The sequence below is a fragment of the Isoptericola sp. NPDC060257 genome, from assembly GCF_042726645.1.
Taxonomy (GTDB): domain Bacteria; phylum Actinomycetota; class Actinomycetes; order Actinomycetales; family Cellulomonadaceae; genus Isoptericola; species Isoptericola nanjingensis.
Map to the genome: position 1 here is coordinate 13,829 of NZ_JBHXAW010000012.1, position 18,956 is coordinate 32,784.

Consider the following 18,956-nt stretch of genomic DNA (forward strand, 5'->3'; position numbering starts at 1 on the left):
GCGACGGCTGGGTCGCGCGCGCCGTCGCCGGTCGCGGTCGCTAGGGTCGCGGGGTGACCTCGACCGCGACCACTGCGCCCGGCAGCCCGACCACCGGCCCCGGCGGACTCAACCCCGCGACCCGCACCCTGCTGGCCCTCGGCGCTGCCGTGCTGGTCCTCGCGGGCATGTACTGGGCGCGGGACGTCCTGTCGCCCGTGTTCCTCGCCGCGGTGATCGTCATCATCTGCCACCCGGTGCGCCGCCCGTTGGAGGCCCGGGGCTGGCCGCGCTGGGCGGCGACCACGGCCGTGATCGTCGTCGCGTACCTCATCCTCGCGGCCCTGCTCGCGATGCTCGTCTTCGCCGGCTTCCAGTTCGCCGACTTGGTGACCGAGTACTTCCGCGACCTCGAGCAGTCGGTGAGCCAGATCGCCGCGCAGCTGGCCGAGCTCGGCCTCGACACGCAGGTCACGGACGCGGCGACGTCGTTCCTGGAGCCCTCTCGCCTGCTGTCCCTCGCGGGCAGCGTGAGCGGCATGGTCCTGTCGATCGCGACGGCGTTCTTCTTCGTGCTCGCGTACTCCATCTTCATGGCCGCCGACGCCGCCCGGTACTCGACCGCGTCCCGCGTCTTCGGCGCCACGCACGCGGAGCAGATCGGCCGCGCGACGCGGTTCAGCACCGGGGTGCGCCGTTACTTCGTCGTCAACGCGACGTTCGGCGCCATCGTCGCGATCGTCGACGGCTTCGCGCTCGCGCTGCTCGGCGTCCCCGCCCCCGTGGTGTGGGCGATCCTCGCGTTCGTCACCAACTTCATCCCGAACATCGGGTTCGTGCTGGGCCTGGTCCCGCCGCTCGTCATGGCGTTCGTCGTCGGCGGCTGGCCCCTGGCCCTGGCGGTGGCGGCGGTCTACTGCGTCGTCAACGTGGTGCTGCAGGTGCTGGTGCAGCCGAAGTTCGTCTCGGACGCCGTGAGCCTCAGCCTCACGCTGAGCTTCATGTCCGTCGTCTTCTGGACGTTCGTCATCGGCCCGCTCGGCGCGATCCTCGCCATCCCGCTCACCCTGCTGGTGCGCGCGCTCGTCCTCGAGGGCGACTCGCGCACCGTGTGGCTCCGCTGGCTCTCCGGGGACGACGTCACGCCCGACGACGAGCGCCCCGACGCGGCCGGCCCGGCCGTGCCGGCCGGGGCGACCACGACGACCACGGTCACCGCCGTCGCGGCGGATCCGGACGCCGCGCCGTCCCACCCCGCCGTCGACCGCGTCCGCGCCTCGCTGGACGCGGCCGGGGCCCGCGGCGAGATCCGCTGGCTCGACGACCACGCCACCACGGCGGCGCTCGCCGCCGAGGCGCTCGGCGTCCCGGTCGGCGCGATCGCGAACTCGCTGCTCTTCACGCTCGACGACGAGCCCGTGCTCGTCATGACCAGTGGTGCGCACCGCGTCGACACCGCGTTCCTCGGTGCCCGGCTCGGCGGCCGCCTGGCGCGCGCGAGCAAGGAGACGGTGCGCGACGCCACCGGGCAGGTGATCGGCGGCGTCGCGCCCGTGGGCCATCCTGCGCCGGTGCGCACGCTGGTCGACGTCGACCTGCGCGTCCACGACGTCGTGTGGGCCGCGGCGGGGCACGCGAAGACCGTGTTCCCCACGTCCTACGACGAGCTGGTGCGGATCACGGGCGGCACGCCGACACCGGTCGTGCCGCCCGCGGAGGGGTCCCCGGCCGCCCCGGACGGTCAGTAGCCCAGCGCGTCCAGGGCCGCGTCCGCCATCGCGCTCTCGCCGCGCGCGTTCGGGTGCACCGGCACCACGTTCGTGCCGAACAGCAGCGGCTCCACCCAGCGCTCCCCGGCCGGGGCGCAGGCGTCGCGGCCCTCGCTGCGCTCCGCGAGGTCGACGAACGTCGCCCCCGTCTCGTCGGCGGCCCGCTCGATGACGCCGTTGAGCGTGGCCTGCAGGTCGCGCAGGTAGGGCACGTCGCCGGCCGCGACGGGAAGCTTCGCGAAGCACCCCTTCTCCTCGGGCACGATCCACGGGTAGCCGAGGATCGCGACCTCGGCGTGCGGGGCCCGGGCCATGATGTCCTCGAGCGCCTTCCGGACGGCCGGGTACGTGGACTCCTCGACCTGGCTCGTGAACCGGTCGCCGTAGGTGCGCTCGCACGGGTTGCCGCGCCCGCCCGTGACGGCGCCGGCGGAGCCGCAGGCCAGCAGCGCGCCGATGAACGTGCTGTTGTCGTTGCCGCCGATGGTGAGCGTGACCAGGTCGGCGTCCTCGGTGACGGCGTCGAGCTGCGGCGCGACGCGGGGGTACTGGCGCTCGGTGAGGTCCGCTGTCTGCGCGGCGCCGCAGGTGACGTCGACGAGGTCCGCGCCCAGCCGGTCCGCGACGAAGTGCGGGTAGTTCAGGGTCGTGCGCAGGCAGGCGAGCGTGGCGTCGGGATCAGGCGGCAGGATGCCCGACCCGGCGGAGTACGAGTCGCCGAGGGCGACGTACCGTAGCGGGTCCTGCGCCGCCCCGGCGGGCGCGGCGGTGGCGACGAGGCCGGCCGTGGCGACGATGCCGACGGCGGCGGAGGCCGCGGCGAGGGCGGTACGGCGAGCGCGACGTGCGAGGTGCATGACAACTCCCTTGTGTGTCCGCAGGCGTTCGACGGTGAACGCCGAGACCGAGTATCACGACGTGCGACGGCGTCTACCAGGCGGCGCGCCGAGGATCCTTGCCCCCGGCACCCGCCCTGCCGGGCGCCGGCCCCCGGCTAGCGTGGTGACACACCGCACGACGAGCGAGGAGCACGACGATGGCTCACGGCGACATCACGCACATCGACATCCCGGTGACGGACAAGGAGCGCGCCAAGGGCTTCTACTCCGGCCTGTTCGGCTGGCAGATCGAAGCCCCGCCCGGGTTCGAGGACTACCCCATGTGGCGGGCGCCCAACCAGATCAGCGGGGGCGGGCTGGCGCCGCGCGGCGACGGGTTCGACCAGCCGCGCAGCTACGTCGAGGTCGACTCCATCGACGAGGCGCTCGCCCGGGCGCGCGACCTGGGCGGCACGGTGCTCATGGAGAAGTCCGAGATCAGCCCCACCAGCTGGTGGGCCGTGCTGGAGGACCCGGACGGCAACCGGATCGGCCTCTACGAGGGCACGACCGACGCCGGCTGAGCCGCCATGGGCCGGCCTCCCGGAGCGCCTCAGCGGGCGAAGAGCACCCGCCCGTCGGGGTCGCCCTCGCGCCGGGGGCGCAGCGCCGCCGGGGCCGGCCACGGCAGCTCGAAGCGCTCGACGGCGACGTCGATCGCGCCGAAGTCGTCGGTCTGCACGACCACGTGGGCAGGCGTGACCTCGACGAGCTTCACGCGCAGCGGCTCGCCGCCGTCGCGCTCGAGCGTCCAGACGTCGGCCATCCACGACAGCCCGGTTGACTCGAGGGCCTCCTCCGCGTCGGTCCAGTCGAGCGGCCCGCTCACGTCGCGGCCGAGCAGCGACACCGCCACCCAGCCGTCACCCTCGGGGCGCAGCCAGCCCAGCGCCTCACGGTCGTCGGGGCGGCGGTGCTCGATCCAGTCCGCGGGCAGGGAGGTCTCGGGCGCAGGCATGTCGGCACCGTAGGCGACACCGACGTCCCCGGGCGAGCGGAATCCCGGCCCACCTCGCCGGTCCGGTACTACCTCGCGGGGTTGCGTACTACCTCGCGGGGTCGGTGCGGGCCCCGTCGGCGAGCCCGCGCGCGTAGGCCTCGGCGCTGCCCTCGCGGAACAGGTCGTCGGCGCTGGGGCGCACCAGCGAGCGGGCACCGGGGCCGTCGGCCTCCGGGCCCTCCCCCGCGCGGACGTGCCGCGCGAGACCGCGCACCACCGCGACGGGTCGACCCTCGGCCTTGCCGCGCACCAGCTCGGACGCGGCGGCGACCTCGTCGGCGACGGCGGTCACCGTGACCGACAGCGGGCGCCCGTGCGCGTCGACCCCGCCGCGCAGGTCGTCGACGACGTCCACGCCGGCGGCGCCGATCGCGATGTCGGTGAGACCGTCGCGCCACGTCCTCCCGGCGGTGTCGGTGACGACGACGCCGAGCCGGTCCAGCCCGAGCCGCGCGCGCAGGGCGGCCCGCAGCGCGCGCGCCGAGGCGTCCGGGTCCTCGGGCAGCAGCAGCACCGTGCCGTCGGGGGTGTTGGAGGCGTCGACGCCGGCGGCGGCCATCACCAGGCCCAACCGGTTCTCGACGATGCGCAGGGGCGGCTGTCCGTCGGGCCGCGCGCGGGTCGCGACCACGCGCACGGTCTCGTCGGTGATCGCCTGCTCACGGTCGGCGGCGCGCACCACCCGCCCCTCGGCCTTCGAGACGATCTTGGAGGTCACGACGACGACGTCACCCTCGGCGACCGGGTCCCCCGACGCTGCACCGTCGGCGGCCAGGGCGTCGCCCACCAGCCGCGCCAGGTCGTCGCCGGGCCGCACCTCCGGGAACCCGCCGGGCGCCCAGACGGTGAGCCGAGCGCTCACCGCGCCAGCTTCGGGAGCACCTCGCGGCCGAAGACCTCGATCCACTCCTTCTGGTTGCGCCCTACGTTGTGCAGGTAGATCCGGTCGAAGCCGAGGTCGACGTACTTCTGGATGGCCGCGCGGTGCTCGTCCGGGTCGGCGCTGATGACCATGCGGCCCTCGAAGTCCTCCGGGCGCACCAGCTTGGCCATCTGGGCGAAGTCGTGCGGCGAGCGGATGTCGGCCTTGGGGAACTTCATGCCGCCGTTGGGCCACTCGGTCATCGCGTTCGCGAGCGCCTCCTCGTCGGTCGCGGCCCACGACATGTGCACCTGCAGCACCTTGGGCATCCCCTGCGGGTCACGACCGGACTCGCGCACGCCGTCGTCGAACTTGCCGAACAGCATCTCGATCTTCTCCAGCGGCGCCCCGACGGTGATGAGTCCGTCGGCGTGCTTGCCGGCGCGCTTGGCCGTGATCGGGCCGGCGGTGGCGACGAGGATCTCCGGCGGCACCTCGGGCATGGTCCACAGCCGCGTGGACTCCATCTTGTAGTACTGCCCGGAGTGCTTGACGTCCTTGCCGTCGATGCCGGAGGCGAAGAGCTTCTTGATGATGTCGATGGCCTCGAACATGCGGTTGATCCGCTCGGGGGCCTCGGGCCAGTAGCCGGCCACCACGTGCTCGTTGAGCGCCTCGCCGGACCCCAGGCCGAGCCAGTGCCGGCCGGGGTACATCGCGGCGAGCGTGGCCGACGCCTGCGCGACCATCGCGGGGTGCCAGCGGAAGGTCGGCGCGGTGACGCCGGGGCCCAGGTCGCCGCGGGTGCGCTCGCCGAGCGCCGTCAGCACGTTCCACACGAAGGCCGCCTCGCCCTGCTGCGGCACCCACGGCTGGAAGTGGTCGGCGGCCATGACGCCGGAGAAGCCGTGCTCCTCCGCGTAGGCCGAGTACTCGACGACGTCGGTGGGGTGGAACTGCTCGAGCATCGCGGCATAGCCGATGGTCAGGTCGGGGTTCGCAGCCATGGTTCCGACCCTATCCCCGGCCGACGACCAGGTACGTGGTACCGGGCCCAGCCGCTCAGCCCAGCCGCTCAGCCCAGCCGCTTGGCGAAGAAGTGCTCGGCGTACGGGTTGTCGTTGTACCGGGCGATGCGCCGGTACCCGGCCCGCTCGTACATCGCGACCGCCTCGGTGAGCGTCCCGTTCGTGTCGAGCCGTACCTCCCGGTGGCCGAGGTCGCGGCTGACGCCCTCGAGGTGCCGCAGCAGCCGGGAGCCGAGCCCGGCGCCCCGCCAGCCGGGGTGCACCCACATCCGCTTGATCTCCCCCACGCCCCCGGCCGCGCCGCCGTCGCCGTCGCCGTCCGACAGCGTCCGCACGCCGCCGCACGCGACGGGCTCGCCGTCGCTCGTCGCGACGACGAACGCGCCCGACGGCGGCGCGAGGCGCGCGTCCTCGGCGTCCGGCTCTCCCGCCGCGGGCCGAGGGCCGGGGTCGAACCCGCCGGGGAACCGCTCGTCGAGCTCGGCCACGTAGGCCGCGACGGCCCGCCGGGCGAGGTCGGACGCCGGGTCCACGCGCTCGAGCGTCACCGTCGCGGCCCGCACCAGCAGGTCGGCCTCCGCCAGGGCGGCGGCGAGGCGGGCACGCTGCCGAGCGGTGAGCGGCGCGACGAGGTCGCGGGCCCGGTCCACCGACCGGCGCTCCAGGTCGTCCCAGGCACGCCGGCCCGCGGCGGTGAGGTCGACGCGGCGCCGCCGCCGGTCGTCGGCGTCGGGGACGACGGCGACGAGCCCGTCGGACTCCAGGCGGCGGAGCAGGCGGCTGAGGTAGCCGGAGTCCAGGCCGAGCCGGGCGCGCAGGTCCCGGGTCGTGCCCGGCTCGGTGCCGATCTCGAACAGGAGGCGGGCGGTGCCCAGCGGCATCCCGGTGCCCAGGAACGAGTCCTCGAGCGCGCCGACGCGCTGCGTGTAGCTGCGGTTGAACCGCCGCACGACGTCGACCTGCCGCTCGACCTGCCCGCCGGTCCCCGCCGTCGCCCCGCCCGTCGATCCCGTCATACCTCTGACTCTAGTCAGAGGATTCGGCCGACGCTCCGGCGCCGTCCGCCGATCGAGACGGCCGTGGCCAGCAGGCCGCTCGGATCTGGGAGAATGAGCGACCATGAGCGACTTCCCGACCTCCGAGGCGCCGACCGCGCCCGCGCAGACCCCCGCAGCGACCCCGCCCGCCGGCAACTCCGTTGCTCAGGTAGCCGGCGACGTCGTGCGCGCGGTGGTCCGGGAGGTACCGGACAAGGTCAGCCTGGAGGGCCTGGAGCAGCGCTTCGACGAGCGCTGGTCGGCCGAGGGCACGTACGCCTTCGACCGCACCGCCACGCGCGAGCAGGTGTACTCGATCGACACCCCGCCGCCCACGGTCTCCGGCTCGCTGCACGTGGGCCACGTGTTCAGCTACACGCACACGGACACGGTCGCCCGCTTCCAGCGGATGCGCGGCAAGAAGGTCTTCTACCCGATGGGCTGGGACGACAACGGCCTGCCCACCGAGCGCCGCGTGCAGAACTACTACGGCGTGCGCTGCGACCCGTCGCTGCCGTACGTCGAGGGGTTCGAGCCCCCGCACCAGGGCACCGACGGCAAGAACGTCAAGCCCGGCGACCAGGTGCCGGTCAGCCGCCGCAACTTCATCGAGCTGTGCGAGCGGCTCACCGCCGACGACGAGCGCCAGTTCGAGGAGCTGTGGCGCCGCCTCGGGCTGTCCGTGGACTGGGCCCAGAACTACCAGACGATCGACGCCACCTCCCGGGCCGCGTCGCAGCGCGCCTTCCTGCGCAACCTCGCCCGCGGCGAGGCGTACCAGGCCGAGGCGCCGGGCCTGTGGGACGTGACGTTCCAGACCGCCGTCGCGCAGGCCGAGCTCGAGGCGCGCGAGTACCCCGGGTTCTACCACCGGGTCGCGTTCCACCGGCCCGACGGCAGCCCGCTGTACATCGAGACCACGCGCCCGGAGCTCATCCCGGCCGCGGTGGCGCTCATCGCCCACCCCGACGACGAGCGGTACCAGGGCCTGTTCGGCACCACCGTGACCTCGCCCCTGTTCGGCGTCGAGGTGCCGGTGCTCGCGCACCCGGCCGCCGCGATGGACAAGGGCGCCGGCATCGCCATGTGCTGCACCTTCGGCGACCTCACCGACGTGCAGTGGTGGCGCGAGCTGCAGCTCGCCACGCGCTCGGTCATCCAGCGCGACGGCCGCCTCTCCCGCGAGACGCCCGAGTGGGTCGCGGGAGGCCCCGGCGAGGCCCTGTACGCCGAGGAGCTCGCCGGCAGGACGACGTTCAGCGCCCGCAAGGCCGTCGTCGACGCGCTGCGCGCCAGCGGCGACCTCGACGGCGAGCCCAGCGCCACCCAGCGCATGACGAACTTCTACGAGAAGGGCGACAAGCCCCTCGAGATCGTCACCTCCCGCCAGTGGTACATCCGCAACGGCGGGCGCGACTGGGAGAAGCGCGACCTCAAGGCGGAGCTGCTGGCCCGCGGCAAGGAGCTCGACTTCCACCCCGACTTCATGCGCGTGCGCTACGAGAACTGGGTGAACGGGCTCAACGGCGACTGGCTCATCTCGCGCCAGCGCTTCTTCGGCGTGGCGGTGCCGCTCTGGTACCCCGTGGACGCGAACGGCGACGTCGACCACGACCACCCGATCGTGCCGACGGAGGCGGAGCTGCCCGTCGACCCGACGTCGCAGGCCCCGGCCGGTTACGACGAGTCGCAGCGCGGGGCGGCGGGCGGCTTCGTCGGCGACGCCGACGTCATGGACACCTGGGCGACGTCGTCCCTGTCGCCGCTCATCGTGTCCGGCTGGGAGCGCGACGCCGACCTCTTCTCCCGCGTGTACCCGATGGACCTGCGGCCGCAGGGCCAGGACATCATCCGCACCTGGCTCTTCTCCTCGGTGGTGCGCTCGCACCTGGAGTGCGGGGTGCTGCCGTGGAAGCACGCGGCGATCAGCGGCTGGATCCTCGACCCGGACCGCAAGAAGATGTCCAAGTCCAAGGGCAACGTCGTCACGCCGATGGCGCTCCTGGAGGAGCACGGCGCGGACGCCGTCCGCTACTGGGCCGCGGCCGCGCGCCTCGGCACCGACGCCGCGTTCGAGGTCGGCCAGATGAAGATCGGCCGCCGCCTCGCGATCAAGGTGCTCAACGCCTCGAAGTTCGCGCTGACCTTCGGCGTCGACCCCGAGACCGGCGCCGGCGAGATCGTGCTGGACCCGTCCCGCGTCACCGTCCCCCTGGACCGCGCGATGCTCGCCGGGCTGGCGGACGTCGTCGAGCAGGCCACCGCCGCGTTCGAGGCGTACGACCACACGCGCGCGCTCGAGGCCACGGAGACGTACTTCTGGACCTTCTGCGACGACTACCTCGAGCTGGTCAAGGACCGCGCATACGGCGCGGGCGCCGCGGCCACCGAGGTGACGGCCGAGACGGTGTCGGCACGCACGGCCCTCGCCCTCGCCGTCGACACGCTGCTGCGGCTGCTGGCCCCGTTCCTGCCGTTCGCCACGGAGGAGGTCTGGTCGTGGTGGCGTGCCGGCTCGGTGCACCACGCCGCCTGGCCGGCGTCCGCGCCGCTGCGCGCGGCGGCCGGCGACGCCGACCCCGTGCAGCTCACGGCCGCCGGGCACGCGCTCGCGGCGCTGCGCAAGATCAAGTCGGAGGCCAAGGTCTCCATGCGCACGCCGATCCTCAGCGCCACCATGGCCGTCCCGGCCACGCTGCTCGACGGCGTCCGGTCGGCCCTCGACGACGTGCGCGGCGCCGGCCGCGCCACGGGCGACCTCGACGTCGTCGAGACGGCCGCGGGGCAGGGCAACCCGGACGTGCAGGGCGGCATCGTCGTCACCGCGTCCGAGCTGGGCGAGCCCCCGGCCCGCAAGCCGAAGGCCTGACCTACGCCGAGGTAGTACGAGATGTGCCGTACTACCTCGGCGTGGTGAAGCGGTCGCCGTCGCCGCTCATGGTGGCGGCGACCTCCTTCGGCGTCCCGTCGTCGTGCCACCGCAGGGTCGCGCCGACGCCGTCCATGAGCTCCACGGAGCCCTCGGGCGCGAACGTCAGCGCGGCGTCCTGGCCGATCGCCGCGCGCAGCAGGGCCGACGTCGCCGGCAGCTCCTCGAGGCCGTCCGAGACGCCGAGGTCCGCCAGGTCCGCCCGGGACGTCGCGATGTGCATCGGGTCCGGCCCGATCCACAGCGTGCGTCCCCCGAGCAGGCCGTCGGCGCCGCCCGCTCCCCCGGCCCCGCCGGCGGAGGCCGCCAGGGCGGACGTCGAGTCGAGCGCGATCTGCTCGGCGAGCACCAGGGCCTTGACCTGGCCGCGCGCCAGGACGGCGACGACGTCGTCGATCGACGACACGGCCCCCTCCTCGCGCCCCTGGTCCTGGCGGTACTCCGCCAGGACCACCTCGCGCCGGCGCTCCCGGTAGGAGTCGAGGGCGTCCTCGACGCCGGCCTCGAACGTGTCCGCGCGGACACCCGGCCCGCGCCCACCGCCCGCGACCTCCACCGTCCGTCGGGAGGCCTCCTGCCCGAGCTCCGCCCGCACCAGGTTCACCGCGCGCACGTCGCCGGTGAGCAGCACCACCTCCGGGTTCCCCTCCGTCACGCGCCGGTCGATCTCGGCCGCCACGGCCGCCGCGTTGCGCTTCCAGGAGTCCTCGGCACGCGACTCGATGATGGCGCGCTTCGTCCCGGTGCTGGAGGTCTTGCTGACCTCGTCGTTCGGTCCCTCGAACGTCTCCCGCGCACCGCCGGGCCGGCCGCCCGCATCGCACGGCCAGAAGTCCGCACCGCTCCGGTCGACGGCGACGCACAGGGCGTCGACCGCCTCGTCCGCCGCCTGCGCCGCCTGCAGCAGCACCGGCACGGGCAGCCACGCGCCGGTCGCGACCGCGGGCGGGTTGCGCAGCACGCGGTCCACCGCGACCCCGGCGTCGGAGGCGATGAGCACCCGGCCATGGGCGCCCGCCGTCCGTGTGGGTCGCAGGACGGCGGCCTCGAGCGCGTCCAGCACGCTCGCGGGCGCGCCCTGCCGTTCCAAGGAACGTCGCACCGCCCGCCACCGGTTCGCGACGTCCCTGTCGCCCGCCTCGGCCGAGGGCGTCGCGTCCAGGTAGACGGTCGCGAACGGTCCGGGGCGTCCGACGAGGGGCTTGAGCCAGTCGATCTTCATCCGTGGTCCCCCAGGTGTCCGTCGTCGGGCTAAGCACCCAGCCTGCGACGGAAACGCGACGGACGCCACCCCGTCAGGCGCAGCGGCCGGACTCCCGGGGACCCGGACCGGACCAGGTCAGATCTCACCTCTTCAAGCGTAGGTGTCCAGCGGCGGCAGCTCGCCCTTGCGCCGCCCGGCGGCGTGCTCCTCGGCGATGCGCTCGTGGTGGCGGATCACCTCGGAGACGATGAAGTTGCGGAACTGCTCCGTGAAATCCGGGTCCAGCCCGGCGCCCTCCGCGAGGCCCTTGAGGCGGTCGACCTGCTGGCGGTCGCGCGACGGGTCGGCGGGCGGCAGCCCGCCCACGGCCTTGAGCTCGCCCACGCGCCGCGTCATCTTGAAGCGCTCGGCCAGCAGGTGCACGAGCGCGGCGTCGATGTTGTCGATGCTGGCGCGCAGGTCCAGGATCTCCTGGGGCATGCCGTCCGTCGCGGGGCGCGGGCCGGGAGCCTGGGGGACGTCGTGAGGGGTGTCGGGCATGACCCGATCCTACGAGGCGCGCCGAGCGTGTAAGGTCCCACGTCGGCCCGCACGCCGACCGGAGACTGGTCGGGCACCCGCAGGCCCGCCGAGCGGCACGACGCCGCCCCGCATGCCGCACAGCGCATGCCGCCCCCACGCACGGAGAGAGAGCAGATGACGGTCGCGACGACGCCGAGCCTCGTGGACGTGCCCGAGGGCACGAGCATCAGCACGCTGCTGGCGGACCGGGTCGCCCGGGCCGGCGACCGCACCCTCCTCGAGCGGCGCGCCGCGTCGGGCGGTTCCTGGGTGCCGGTGTCCGCCGCCGAGTTCCAGGCCGACGTCACCACCGTGGCGCGCGGCCTCGTCGCGCGCGGCATCGAGCCCGGCGACCGCGTCGCGATCATCTCGCGCACCCGCTACGAGTGGACGCTGCTCGACTTCGCCGCCTGGGCGGCCGGCGCCGTCGTCGTGCCGGTGTACGAGACCTCCTCCCCCGACCAGGTGCGCTGGATCCTCGAGGACTCCGGAGCGCGCCTCGTCGTGGTGGAGACTCCCGCGCACGCGGACGCCGTGCACCAGGTGGACGACGAGCTGCCCGACCTCGAGGAGGTCCTCGTCATCGCGACCGGTGCCGTCGACGCGCTGCGCGAGGCCGGGGCGTCCGTCCCCGCGCGGGACGTCGCGGACCGCCGCGACGCCGTGCGCCGCGACGACCTCGCCACGATCGTCTACACCTCCGGCTCCACGGGACGCCCCAAGGGCGCCGAGCTCACGCACGGCAACTTCGCGCACCTCGCCATGAACGCCCGCCTCGCCCTGCCGGAGCTCCTGGAGGCGGACGGTGCGCGCACCGTGCTCTTCCTGCCGCTGGCGCACGTGTTCGCGCGGCTGATCCAGGTCGCGGTGATCGCCAGCGGCTCCGTGCTCGGCCACCTGCCCGACGTCAGGACGCTCACCGACGACCTCAGGACGTTCCGGCCCACGTTCCTGCTCGCCGTCCCCCGCGTGTTCGAGAAGGTCTACAACTCCGCCGAGCAGCGTGCCGGGTCGCGCACCAAGCGCCGTGTCTTCGGCTGGGCCGCGCGCGTGTCGGGCCGGTACTCGCGCGCGCTCGACGCCGGACGCGTCCCGGTGACGCTGCGGGCCCGGCACGCGGTGGCCGACCGGCTGGTGCTGTCGCAGCTGCGCGCCGCGATGGGCGGGCACCTGCGGTACGCGATCTCGGGCGGCGCGCCGCTCGGCGACCGCCTCGGCCACTTCTTCCGCGGGGCGGGGCTCACGGTGCTCGAGGGGTACGGCCTCACCGAGACGACGGCGCCGACCGCCGTGAACCTGCCCTCCGACCTGCGCATCGGCACGGTCGGCCCGCCGTTCCCCGGCACCTCGGTGCGGGTCGACGACGACGGCGCGGTCTTCGTGGCGGGCCCGCACCTCTTCCGCGGCTACCGGGGTCGCCCCGACCTCACCGCCGACGCGCTGGTGGACGGCTGGTTCCGCACCGGCGACCTGGGCGCGCTGGACCACGGCCACCTGCGCATCACCGGCCGCACCAAGGAGATCATCGTCACCGCGGGCGGCAAGAACGTCGCCCCGGCCCCGCTGGAGGACCGGGTGCGGGCGCACCCGCTGGTGTCGCAGGTCGTCGTCGTGGGCGACAAGCGCCCCTTCATCGGCGCGCTCGTCACGCTGGACGCCGAGATGCTGCCCGGCTGGCTGGCCACGCAGGGCATCCCGCCGATGTCGGTGGGCGCCGCGCGGACCGACCCCCGGGTGCTGGCGGCGCTCGACGCCGCGGTGGAGGAGGCCAACGCGGCCGTCTCCCGGGCGGAGTCGATCCGCCGGTTCCGGGTGCTCGAGGGCGACTTCACGGAGGCGAACGAGTACCTGACGCCGTCGTTGAAGGTGAAGCGCGACCTCGTGCTGCGCGACTTCGCGGACGAGGTCGACGCGCTCTACACCCGGTAGCGGCCCGAGGCGGCCCGGTACGGCTCAGGCGCTCTTCTCGCGGGGGGTGCGACGGCGCACGGGCGACGTGCGCGGCACCAGCGTCGGGTTGACGTTCTCCAGCACGACCTCGCGGCTCACGACCACCCGCTCGACGTCGTCCCGGCTCGGCACGTCGAACATCACCTGCTGGAGGACCTCCTCCATGATGGCGCGCAGGCCGCGCGCCCCGGTGCCCCGCAGCAGCGCCTGCTCGGCGATCGCCTCGACCGCGTCCTGCTCGAACTCGAGCTCGACGCCGTCGATCTCGAACATCCGCTGGAACTGCTTGACGAGCGCGTTGCGCGGCTCGGTGAGGATCCGCACCAGTGCGTCGCGGTCCAGCGGGGACACGGACGCGATGACGGGCAGCCGCCCGATGAACTCGGGGATGAGGCCGTACTTCTGCAGGTCCTCGGGCCGCACCTCGGCGAACAGGTCGTCGTCGGCGACCGTCTCCATGGGGGCGCTGAAGCCGATGCCGCGCTTGCGGGCGCGGGAGGCCACGATGTCGTCGAGCCCGGCGAACGCGCCCGCCACGATGAACAGCACGTTCGTGGTGTCGATCTGGATGAACTCCTGGTGCGGGTGCTTGCGCCCGCCCTGCGGGGGCACCGACGCCGTCGTGCCCTCGATGATCTTCAGGAGCGCCTGCTGCACGCCCTCGCCCGAGACGTCGCGCGTGATCGACGGGTTCTCCGCCTTGCGGGCCACCTTGTCGACCTCGTCGATGTAGATGATGCCCGTCTCGGCCTTCTTGACGTCGTAGTCCGCGGCCTGGATGAGCTTGAGGAGGATGTTCTCGACGTCCTCGCCCACGTACCCGGCCTCCGTGAGGGCCGTGGCGTCCGCGATGGCGAACGGCACGTTGAGCATCTTCGCCAGCGTCTGCGCCAGGTAGGTCTTGCCGGTGCCGGTGGGCCCGATGAGCAGGATGTTGGACTTCGCGATCTCGACGGCGTCGTCGCCGTCGCGCTGGGCCTCGCCCGCCTGGACCCGCTTGTAGTGGTTGTAGACCGCCACGGCCAGCGCCCGCTTGGCCGGCTCCTGCCCGATGACGTACTGCTCGAGGAAGTCGAAGATCTCGCGCGGCTTCGGCAGCTCGGTGAGCCCCAGCTCCGCCGCCTCGCCGAGCTCCTCCTCGATGATCTCGTTGCACAGGTCGATGCACTCGTCGCAGATGTACACGCCGGGGCCGGCGATGAGCTTCTTGACCTGCTTCTGCGACTTCCCGCAGAACGAGCACTTCAGCAGGTCTGCGCCGTCACCGATCCGAGCCACCGGGAGCCTCCATCTCGTGAGTGCACGTCCTGAGTGCTGGTCCTGCGTCCATTCCACACCACGGGGGCGTCGTTGTCAGCCGAGTAGCCCGGTGCGTCGTGTCACGGGGCCCGCGCCATCCCCCTGGGGAGGCCGCGAGCCCCGTGAACGTGCAGGTCAGCGCGGCGCGAGAGCGGCAGGCTTGCGGCTCTCGAGCACCTGGTCGACCAGGCCGTAGTCCTTCGCCTGCGCGGCGGTGAGGATCTTGTCGCGCTCGATGTCCTCGCGCACCTGCTCCTCGGTCTTGCCCGTGTGCGCCGCCAGCGTCGACTCGAGCCACTCGCGCATGCGGATGAGCTCGTTGGCGTGGATCTCGATGTCGGACGCCTGGGCGTAGCCGCCGCCCTCCATCGCGGGCTGGTGGATCAGCACGCGGGCGTTCGGCAGCGCGAGCCGCTTGCCCGGCTGGCCGGCGGCGAGCAGCACGGCCGCGGCGGACGCCGCCTGGCCGAGGCACACCGTCTGGATCTGCGGCTTGATGAACTGCATCGTGTCGTACAGCGCCGTCATGGCCGTGAACGACCCACCGGGCGAGTTGATGTAGATCATGATGTCGCGGTCGGGGTCCTGGCTCTCGAGGACCAGCAGCTGCGCCATGATGTCGTCCGCCGACGCGTCGTCGACCTGGACGCCCATGAAGATGATGCGGTCCTCGAACAGCTTGGTGTACGGGTCCTGGCGCTTGAAGCCGTACGCGGTGCGCTCCTCGAACTGGGGCAGCACGTAGCGCGCGGACGGCGCGTCGGTGCTGGACCCGTACGGGAGCGCGACGCCGCCGGGACGCGCCGCGGCGCCCGCCAGGTTCTGGGCCCGCATTGCGAACTGGTACTCGTCTGAGTAGCTCACGGTGTTCTCCTCGGGTGGGAAGTCAGTGGGTTCCGGGGGCGGGTGGTCGGCGTCAGGAGCCCGACGCGCCGCCACCGCCCGAGACCGAGGCGGCGTTGGTGACCACGTGGTCGACGAAGCCGTACTCGAGCGCCTCGTCCGCGGTGAACCACTTGTCGCGGTCGTTGTCCTTGAGGATCGTCTCCAGCGACTGCCCGGTCTGCTCGGCCGTCAGCTCGGAGAGCACCTTCTTCATGTGCATGATCAGCTGCGCGCCGATCCGCACGTCGGTCGCGGTGCCGCCGACGCCGCCGGACGGCTGGTGCATCAGCACGCGGGCGTGCGGGGTGATGTACCGCTTGCCCTTCGCGCCCGAGGAGAGCAGGAACTGCCCCATCGACGCGGCCATGCCCATCGCGATGGTCGCGACGTCGGGCTTGATGTACTGCATGGTGTCGTAGATCGCCATGCCGGCCGTGATGGAGCCGCCGGGGCTGTTGATGTACAGCCAGATGTCCTTGTCCGGGTCCTCCGCGGCCAGCAGCATCATCTGGGCGCAGATGGCGTTCGCGTTCTCGTCGCGCACCTCCGAGCCCAGCCAGATGATGCGCTCCTTGAGGAGCCGGTTGTAGATGGAGTCGTTGAGGCCGAGGCCCGGGCCATCGGCGCGCGCCACCGGCGTCGCACCGTCCATCCGCAGCAAGTCGTTCACGTCCGTCTCCTTCGTCATCGCCGTCGATCGACCCTAACGTGCGGCCACCGCGCGAAACGTCCCGGCGGAGGGGCTTTTCGCTGCTGGCGCACACGACGACGCCGCGGGCGGCCGCGGCTCACGCCGCGTGCGCCGCGCACAGGGCGCCGGCGGCGCGACGCGCCGCCCGGAAGGGCCCTCCGGGCACACCCGTCCCCGACGCCGCCAGCGCGCCGTCGTAGAGCACCATGAGCTCGTCCGCGAGCCCGTCGGGGCGGGCGAGCCCGGCGGCGCGGCACTCGGCCTCGAGGCGGTCCCGGACCCACGACTTCTGCCGGGCGACCTCGACGGCCACCGGGTGCCCGGGGTCGTCCACCTCGGCGCGGGCGTTGATCGCGGCGCACCCGCGCCCGCCCTCGGCCGCCGACCACTCCTCGACGGCGTCGAAGAGTGCCAGGACCCGGTCGACGCCGGCGGCCGGGTGCGCCGCGAGGCTCCGGCCCAGGAGCTCCTCCCACCGGGTGTCGCGGGCGCGCAGGTACGCCACCTCGAGCGCCTCCTTCGAGCCGAAGCGGTCGTAGAGCGTCTTCTTGGTGACGCCCGCCTCCGCGGCGATCGTGTCGACGCCGACGGCGTGCAGGCCGCGCGCGTAGAACAGGCGCGACGCGGCCTCGAGGATCCGGCGCGCCGCCGGGGTGAGGGGCGCCGACGGCGCGATCTGCTCGGTCATGCGATCAACTATACAGATCTGTATATTGACGATCGTGAGTAAACAGACCTGTATACCTGCAGGCGCGGTGACCGCCCTCGCCTCTGCCGCCTTCGTGCTCTCGTGGAGCTCGGGGTTCCTCGGCGCGCGACTCGGGACCGGTCAGGCCGCCGTGCCCACCCTGCTCCTGTGGCGCTACGCCGTCGTGACCGCGGTGCTCGTGGCCGGCCTGGGCGCGGCCCGGCTCCTGCGGCGCCGCCGCCGTGCCCGCGCGCCCGCAGGCACGACGCGGCTCGTTCGCCCACCCCCCGGGCCGCGGGCGGCGGCGCACCACGTCGTCGTCGGCCTCCTGTCGCAGGTCGGCTACGTGCTGCCGGTGTACGGCGCGATCGCCCTCGGCGTGTCCGCGGGCACGACGTCGCTGGTCGACGCGGTGCAACCGGTCGTCGTCGCGACCCTGGTCGGCCCGCTGCTCGGCCAGCGCGTCCGGGGCCCGCAGTGGGCCGGGCTCGCGGCGGCGTTCGCCGGCGTCGCGGCCGTCGTCGCCGGGGACCTGCGCTCGACCGTCGCGCCCGCGTGGGCCTATGCCCTGCCCGTCGCGGCCGTCGCCTCGCTGGTCGCCGCGACCTTCCTCGAGCGACGCCGCCCCGCGACGCTCCCGGCTGGCCCCCTGCTGGCGCTGCACTCGGCCGTGGCCGCGGTCGCCCTGGCCGCGCTCGCGCTCGTCACCGGCACGGCAGCGCCCCCGGCCGACCCCGCCTTCTGGGGGGCGACCGCGTTCCTGGCGCTGGTGCCGTCGCTGGGCGCCTACGCCCTGTACTGGACCCTGCTGCGGCGCGTCGACGTCACGACGCTCAACGCCCTGCTCTTCCTCGTCGTCCCGACCACCACGCTCGCGGGCGCCGCGCTGTTCGACGAGCCCCTCTCCCCCGTCGGCGGCATCGGGCTCGGCCTGGCCGCGCTCGGCGTCGCCGCCGTGCTGCGCGGCGGGTCCCGGCGCAGCCCCGAGGACGACGACGGCCCGCACCGTCCATGAGGACGATGCGGGCCGGCGTGGGTCCGGGTGGCCCGGAGGGGCTCCGAGGGTCAGGCCTTGGCCGACTCCTCGGCCTCCTCCGACGCCTCGTCGGACGCGGCGGTCTCGGTGGGCTCCTCGACCTCGGCGGCCGCGGCGTCCTCCTCCTCCGTGCCGATGAACTCGGTCAGGTCGACGACGTTGCCGTCGGAGTCCTTGACCTCGATGTCGCGGAGCGCCACGGCGAGGGCCTTGGAGCGCGCGACCTCACCGACCATGGCGGGGATCTGGCCGCCCTGGTCGAGGGTCGAGATGAACTGGTTCGGGTCCATGCCGTACTGCTGCGAGGCCTGGACCAGGTACTCGACGAGCTCGCCCTGGCCGACCTGGACCTCGAGCTTCTCGGCCAGCGTGTCGAGCAGGATCTGGTTCTTGAGGGCCTTGGTGGCGTCCTCGGTGACCTCGGCGCGGTGCTCGTCGTCCTCGAGGCGGTTCTCCGACTCCAGGTGGCGGTGCACCTCGGCCTCGACCGCGCCGGACGGCACCGGGACCTCGACGGCCTCCAGCAGCTTCTCCAGCAGCAGGTCGCGGGCGGCGACGGCCTGGTTCGACGTCTTGATCGACGCGACCTGCTCGCGCAGGTCCGCGGTCAGCTCCTCGAGGGTGTCGAACTCCGAGGCGAGCTGGGCGAAGTCGTCGTCCGGCGTCGGCAGGTCGCGCTCCTTGACGGCGGTGGCCGTGACGGTGACCTGCGCCTCCTCGCCCTCGTGCTCGCCGCCGGCGAGCTTGGTGGCGAAGGTCGTGGTCTCGTCCGTCGACAGGCCCGTGAGCGCCTCGTCGAGGCCCTCCAGCATGTTGCCGGCGCCGATCTGGTAGGAGACGCCGGAGACCGAGTCGATCTCCTCGTCACCGATGACGGCCTTGAGGTCGATGACGACGTAGTCGCCCTCGGCGGCCGGGCGGTCGACGCCCACGAGGGTGCCGAAGCGCTCGCGCAGCGCGTCGAGGCGCTCCGTGACGTCCTCGTCGCTCACCTCGGTGGAGTCCACCGTGATGTCGATGCCGGACAGGTCCGGGAGGGTGATCTCGGGGCGGACCTCGACCTCGGCGGTGAACGCGAGCTGGCCCTCGCCGGCCTTGGCGGGGATCTCGGTCACCTCGACCTCGGGCTGGCCCAGGGGGCGCAGAGACTGTGCAGTTTC

The 18,956-nt window shown here is 73.5% G+C and carries 17 protein-coding genes and 1 pseudogene; 6 read left to right on the plus strand and 12 right to left on the minus strand.

What is annotated here, in order from left to right:
• Positions 1–53: 53 nt before the first annotated feature.
• Together ACFWEK_RS02120 and ACFWEK_RS02125 are read left to right on the plus strand one after the other, a co-directional pair.
• Positions 54–1,055: pseudogene (locus tag ACFWEK_RS02120) on the plus strand (AI-2E family transporter); the annotation flags it as partial.
• Positions 1,056–1,259: 204 nt separating this feature from the next.
• Entirely contained in the window at positions 1,260–1,727 is a 468-nt protein-coding gene (locus ACFWEK_RS02125) for a YbaK/EbsC family protein (RefSeq protein WP_430552939.1), read from the plus strand.
• On the opposite strand, the gene ACFWEK_RS02130 is transcribed toward ACFWEK_RS02125, so the two are convergent.
• On the minus strand, positions 1,721–2,605 hold the full coding sequence (locus ACFWEK_RS02130) for an SGNH/GDSL hydrolase family protein (protein WP_430552930.1): 885 nt from the start codon (positions 2,603–2,605) through the stop codon (positions 1,721–1,723). The genes ACFWEK_RS02125 and ACFWEK_RS02130 overlap by 7 nt on opposite strands.
• Positions 2,606–2,784: 179 nt before the next feature.
• Between ACFWEK_RS02130 and ACFWEK_RS02135 the strand changes: the two genes are divergently transcribed.
• Positions 2,785–3,150: a VOC family protein gene (locus ACFWEK_RS02135; RefSeq protein ID WP_430547162.1), complete on the plus strand. Its 366-nt coding sequence runs from the start codon at positions 2,785–2,787 to the stop codon at positions 3,148–3,150.
• A 29-nt stretch (positions 3,151–3,179) separates the two neighbouring features.
• On the opposite strand, the gene ACFWEK_RS02140 is transcribed toward ACFWEK_RS02135, so the two are convergent.
• The 4 genes from ACFWEK_RS02140 to ACFWEK_RS02155 form a co-directional block, all read right to left on the minus strand.
• Positions 3,180–3,584: a hypothetical protein gene (locus ACFWEK_RS02140; protein WP_430547163.1), complete on the minus strand. Its 405-nt coding sequence runs from the start codon at positions 3,582–3,584 to the stop codon at positions 3,180–3,182.
• Between the two features lie 88 nt (positions 3,585–3,672).
• On the minus strand, positions 3,673–4,488 hold the full coding sequence (gene cofE, locus ACFWEK_RS02145; RefSeq protein ID WP_430552931.1) for a coenzyme F420-0:L-glutamate ligase: 816 nt from the start codon (positions 4,486–4,488) through the stop codon (positions 3,673–3,675).
• Complete coding sequence (locus tag ACFWEK_RS02150; RefSeq protein WP_430547165.1) at positions 4,485–5,495, minus strand: TIGR03557 family F420-dependent LLM class oxidoreductase; 1,011 nt, start codon at positions 5,493–5,495, stop codon at positions 4,485–4,487. Before ACFWEK_RS02150 ends, cofE begins: the two co-directional genes overlap by 4 nt.
• A 68-nt stretch (positions 5,496–5,563) precedes the next feature.
• Positions 5,564–6,532 (minus strand): GNAT family N-acetyltransferase, encoded by a 969-nt coding sequence (locus ACFWEK_RS02155; RefSeq protein ID WP_430552932.1) that lies wholly within the window; start codon positions 6,530–6,532, stop codon positions 5,564–5,566.
• A 103-nt stretch (positions 6,533–6,635) separates the two neighbouring features.
• Here ACFWEK_RS02155 and valS point away from each other — a divergent pair, with 103 nt between their 5' ends.
• Positions 6,636–9,422 carry a valine--tRNA ligase gene (gene valS, locus ACFWEK_RS02160; protein ID WP_430552933.1) on the plus strand — a complete coding sequence of 929 codons (2,787 nt, stop codon included), beginning with the start codon at positions 6,636–6,638 and terminating at the stop codon, positions 9,420–9,422.
• A gap of 31 nt (positions 9,423–9,453) precedes the next feature.
• On the opposite strand, the gene ACFWEK_RS02165 is transcribed toward valS, so the two are convergent.
• On the minus strand, positions 9,454–10,704 hold the full coding sequence (locus tag ACFWEK_RS02165; RefSeq protein ID WP_430552934.1) for a hypothetical protein: 1,251 nt from the start codon (positions 10,702–10,704) through the stop codon (positions 9,454–9,456).
• Positions 10,705–10,836: 132 nt separating this feature from the next.
• Entirely contained in the window at positions 10,837–11,226 is a 390-nt protein-coding gene (locus ACFWEK_RS02170) for a chorismate mutase (RefSeq protein ID WP_430547169.1), read from the minus strand.
• 156 nt (positions 11,227–11,382) lie between these two features.
• Between ACFWEK_RS02170 and ACFWEK_RS02175 the strand changes: the two genes are divergently transcribed.
• On the plus strand, positions 11,383–13,176 hold the full coding sequence (locus tag ACFWEK_RS02175; RefSeq protein WP_430552935.1) for an AMP-dependent synthetase/ligase: 1,794 nt from the start codon (positions 11,383–11,385) through the stop codon (positions 13,174–13,176).
• Positions 13,177–13,200: 24 nt separating this feature from the next.
• Here ACFWEK_RS02175 and clpX read toward each other — a convergent pair whose 3' ends face one another.
• The 4 genes from clpX to ACFWEK_RS02195 form a co-directional block, all read right to left on the minus strand.
• Positions 13,201–14,475 carry an ATP-dependent Clp protease ATP-binding subunit ClpX gene (gene clpX, locus ACFWEK_RS02180; RefSeq protein ID WP_429728324.1) on the minus strand — a complete coding sequence of 425 codons (1,275 nt, stop codon included), beginning with the start codon at positions 14,473–14,475 and terminating at the stop codon, positions 13,201–13,203.
• 156 nt (positions 14,476–14,631) lie between these two features.
• Positions 14,632–15,330, minus strand: coding sequence for an ATP-dependent Clp protease proteolytic subunit (locus ACFWEK_RS02185; protein ID WP_430547199.1), 699 nt, complete (start codon positions 15,328–15,330; stop codon positions 14,632–14,634).
• Positions 15,331–15,412: 82 nt separating this feature from the next.
• Entirely contained in the window at positions 15,413–16,033 is a 621-nt protein-coding gene (locus tag ACFWEK_RS02190; protein ID WP_430547200.1) for an ATP-dependent Clp protease proteolytic subunit, read from the minus strand.
• A 136-nt stretch (positions 16,034–16,169) separates the two neighbouring features.
• Positions 16,170–16,760 carry a TetR/AcrR family transcriptional regulator gene (locus ACFWEK_RS02195; protein WP_430552936.1) on the minus strand — a complete coding sequence of 197 codons (591 nt, stop codon included), beginning with the start codon at positions 16,758–16,760 and terminating at the stop codon, positions 16,170–16,172.
• A gap of 34 nt (positions 16,761–16,794) precedes the next feature.
• On the opposite strand from ACFWEK_RS02195, the gene ACFWEK_RS02200 reads away from it, so the two are divergent.
• Complete coding sequence (locus tag ACFWEK_RS02200; RefSeq protein WP_430552937.1) at positions 16,795–17,775, plus strand: DMT family transporter; 981 nt, start codon at positions 16,795–16,797, stop codon at positions 17,773–17,775.
• 50 nt (positions 17,776–17,825) lie between these two features.
• Here ACFWEK_RS02200 and tig read toward each other — a convergent pair.
• A partial coding sequence (tig, locus tag ACFWEK_RS02205; RefSeq protein WP_430552938.1) for a trigger factor occupies positions 17,826–18,956 on the minus strand: 1,131 nt, incomplete at its 5' end.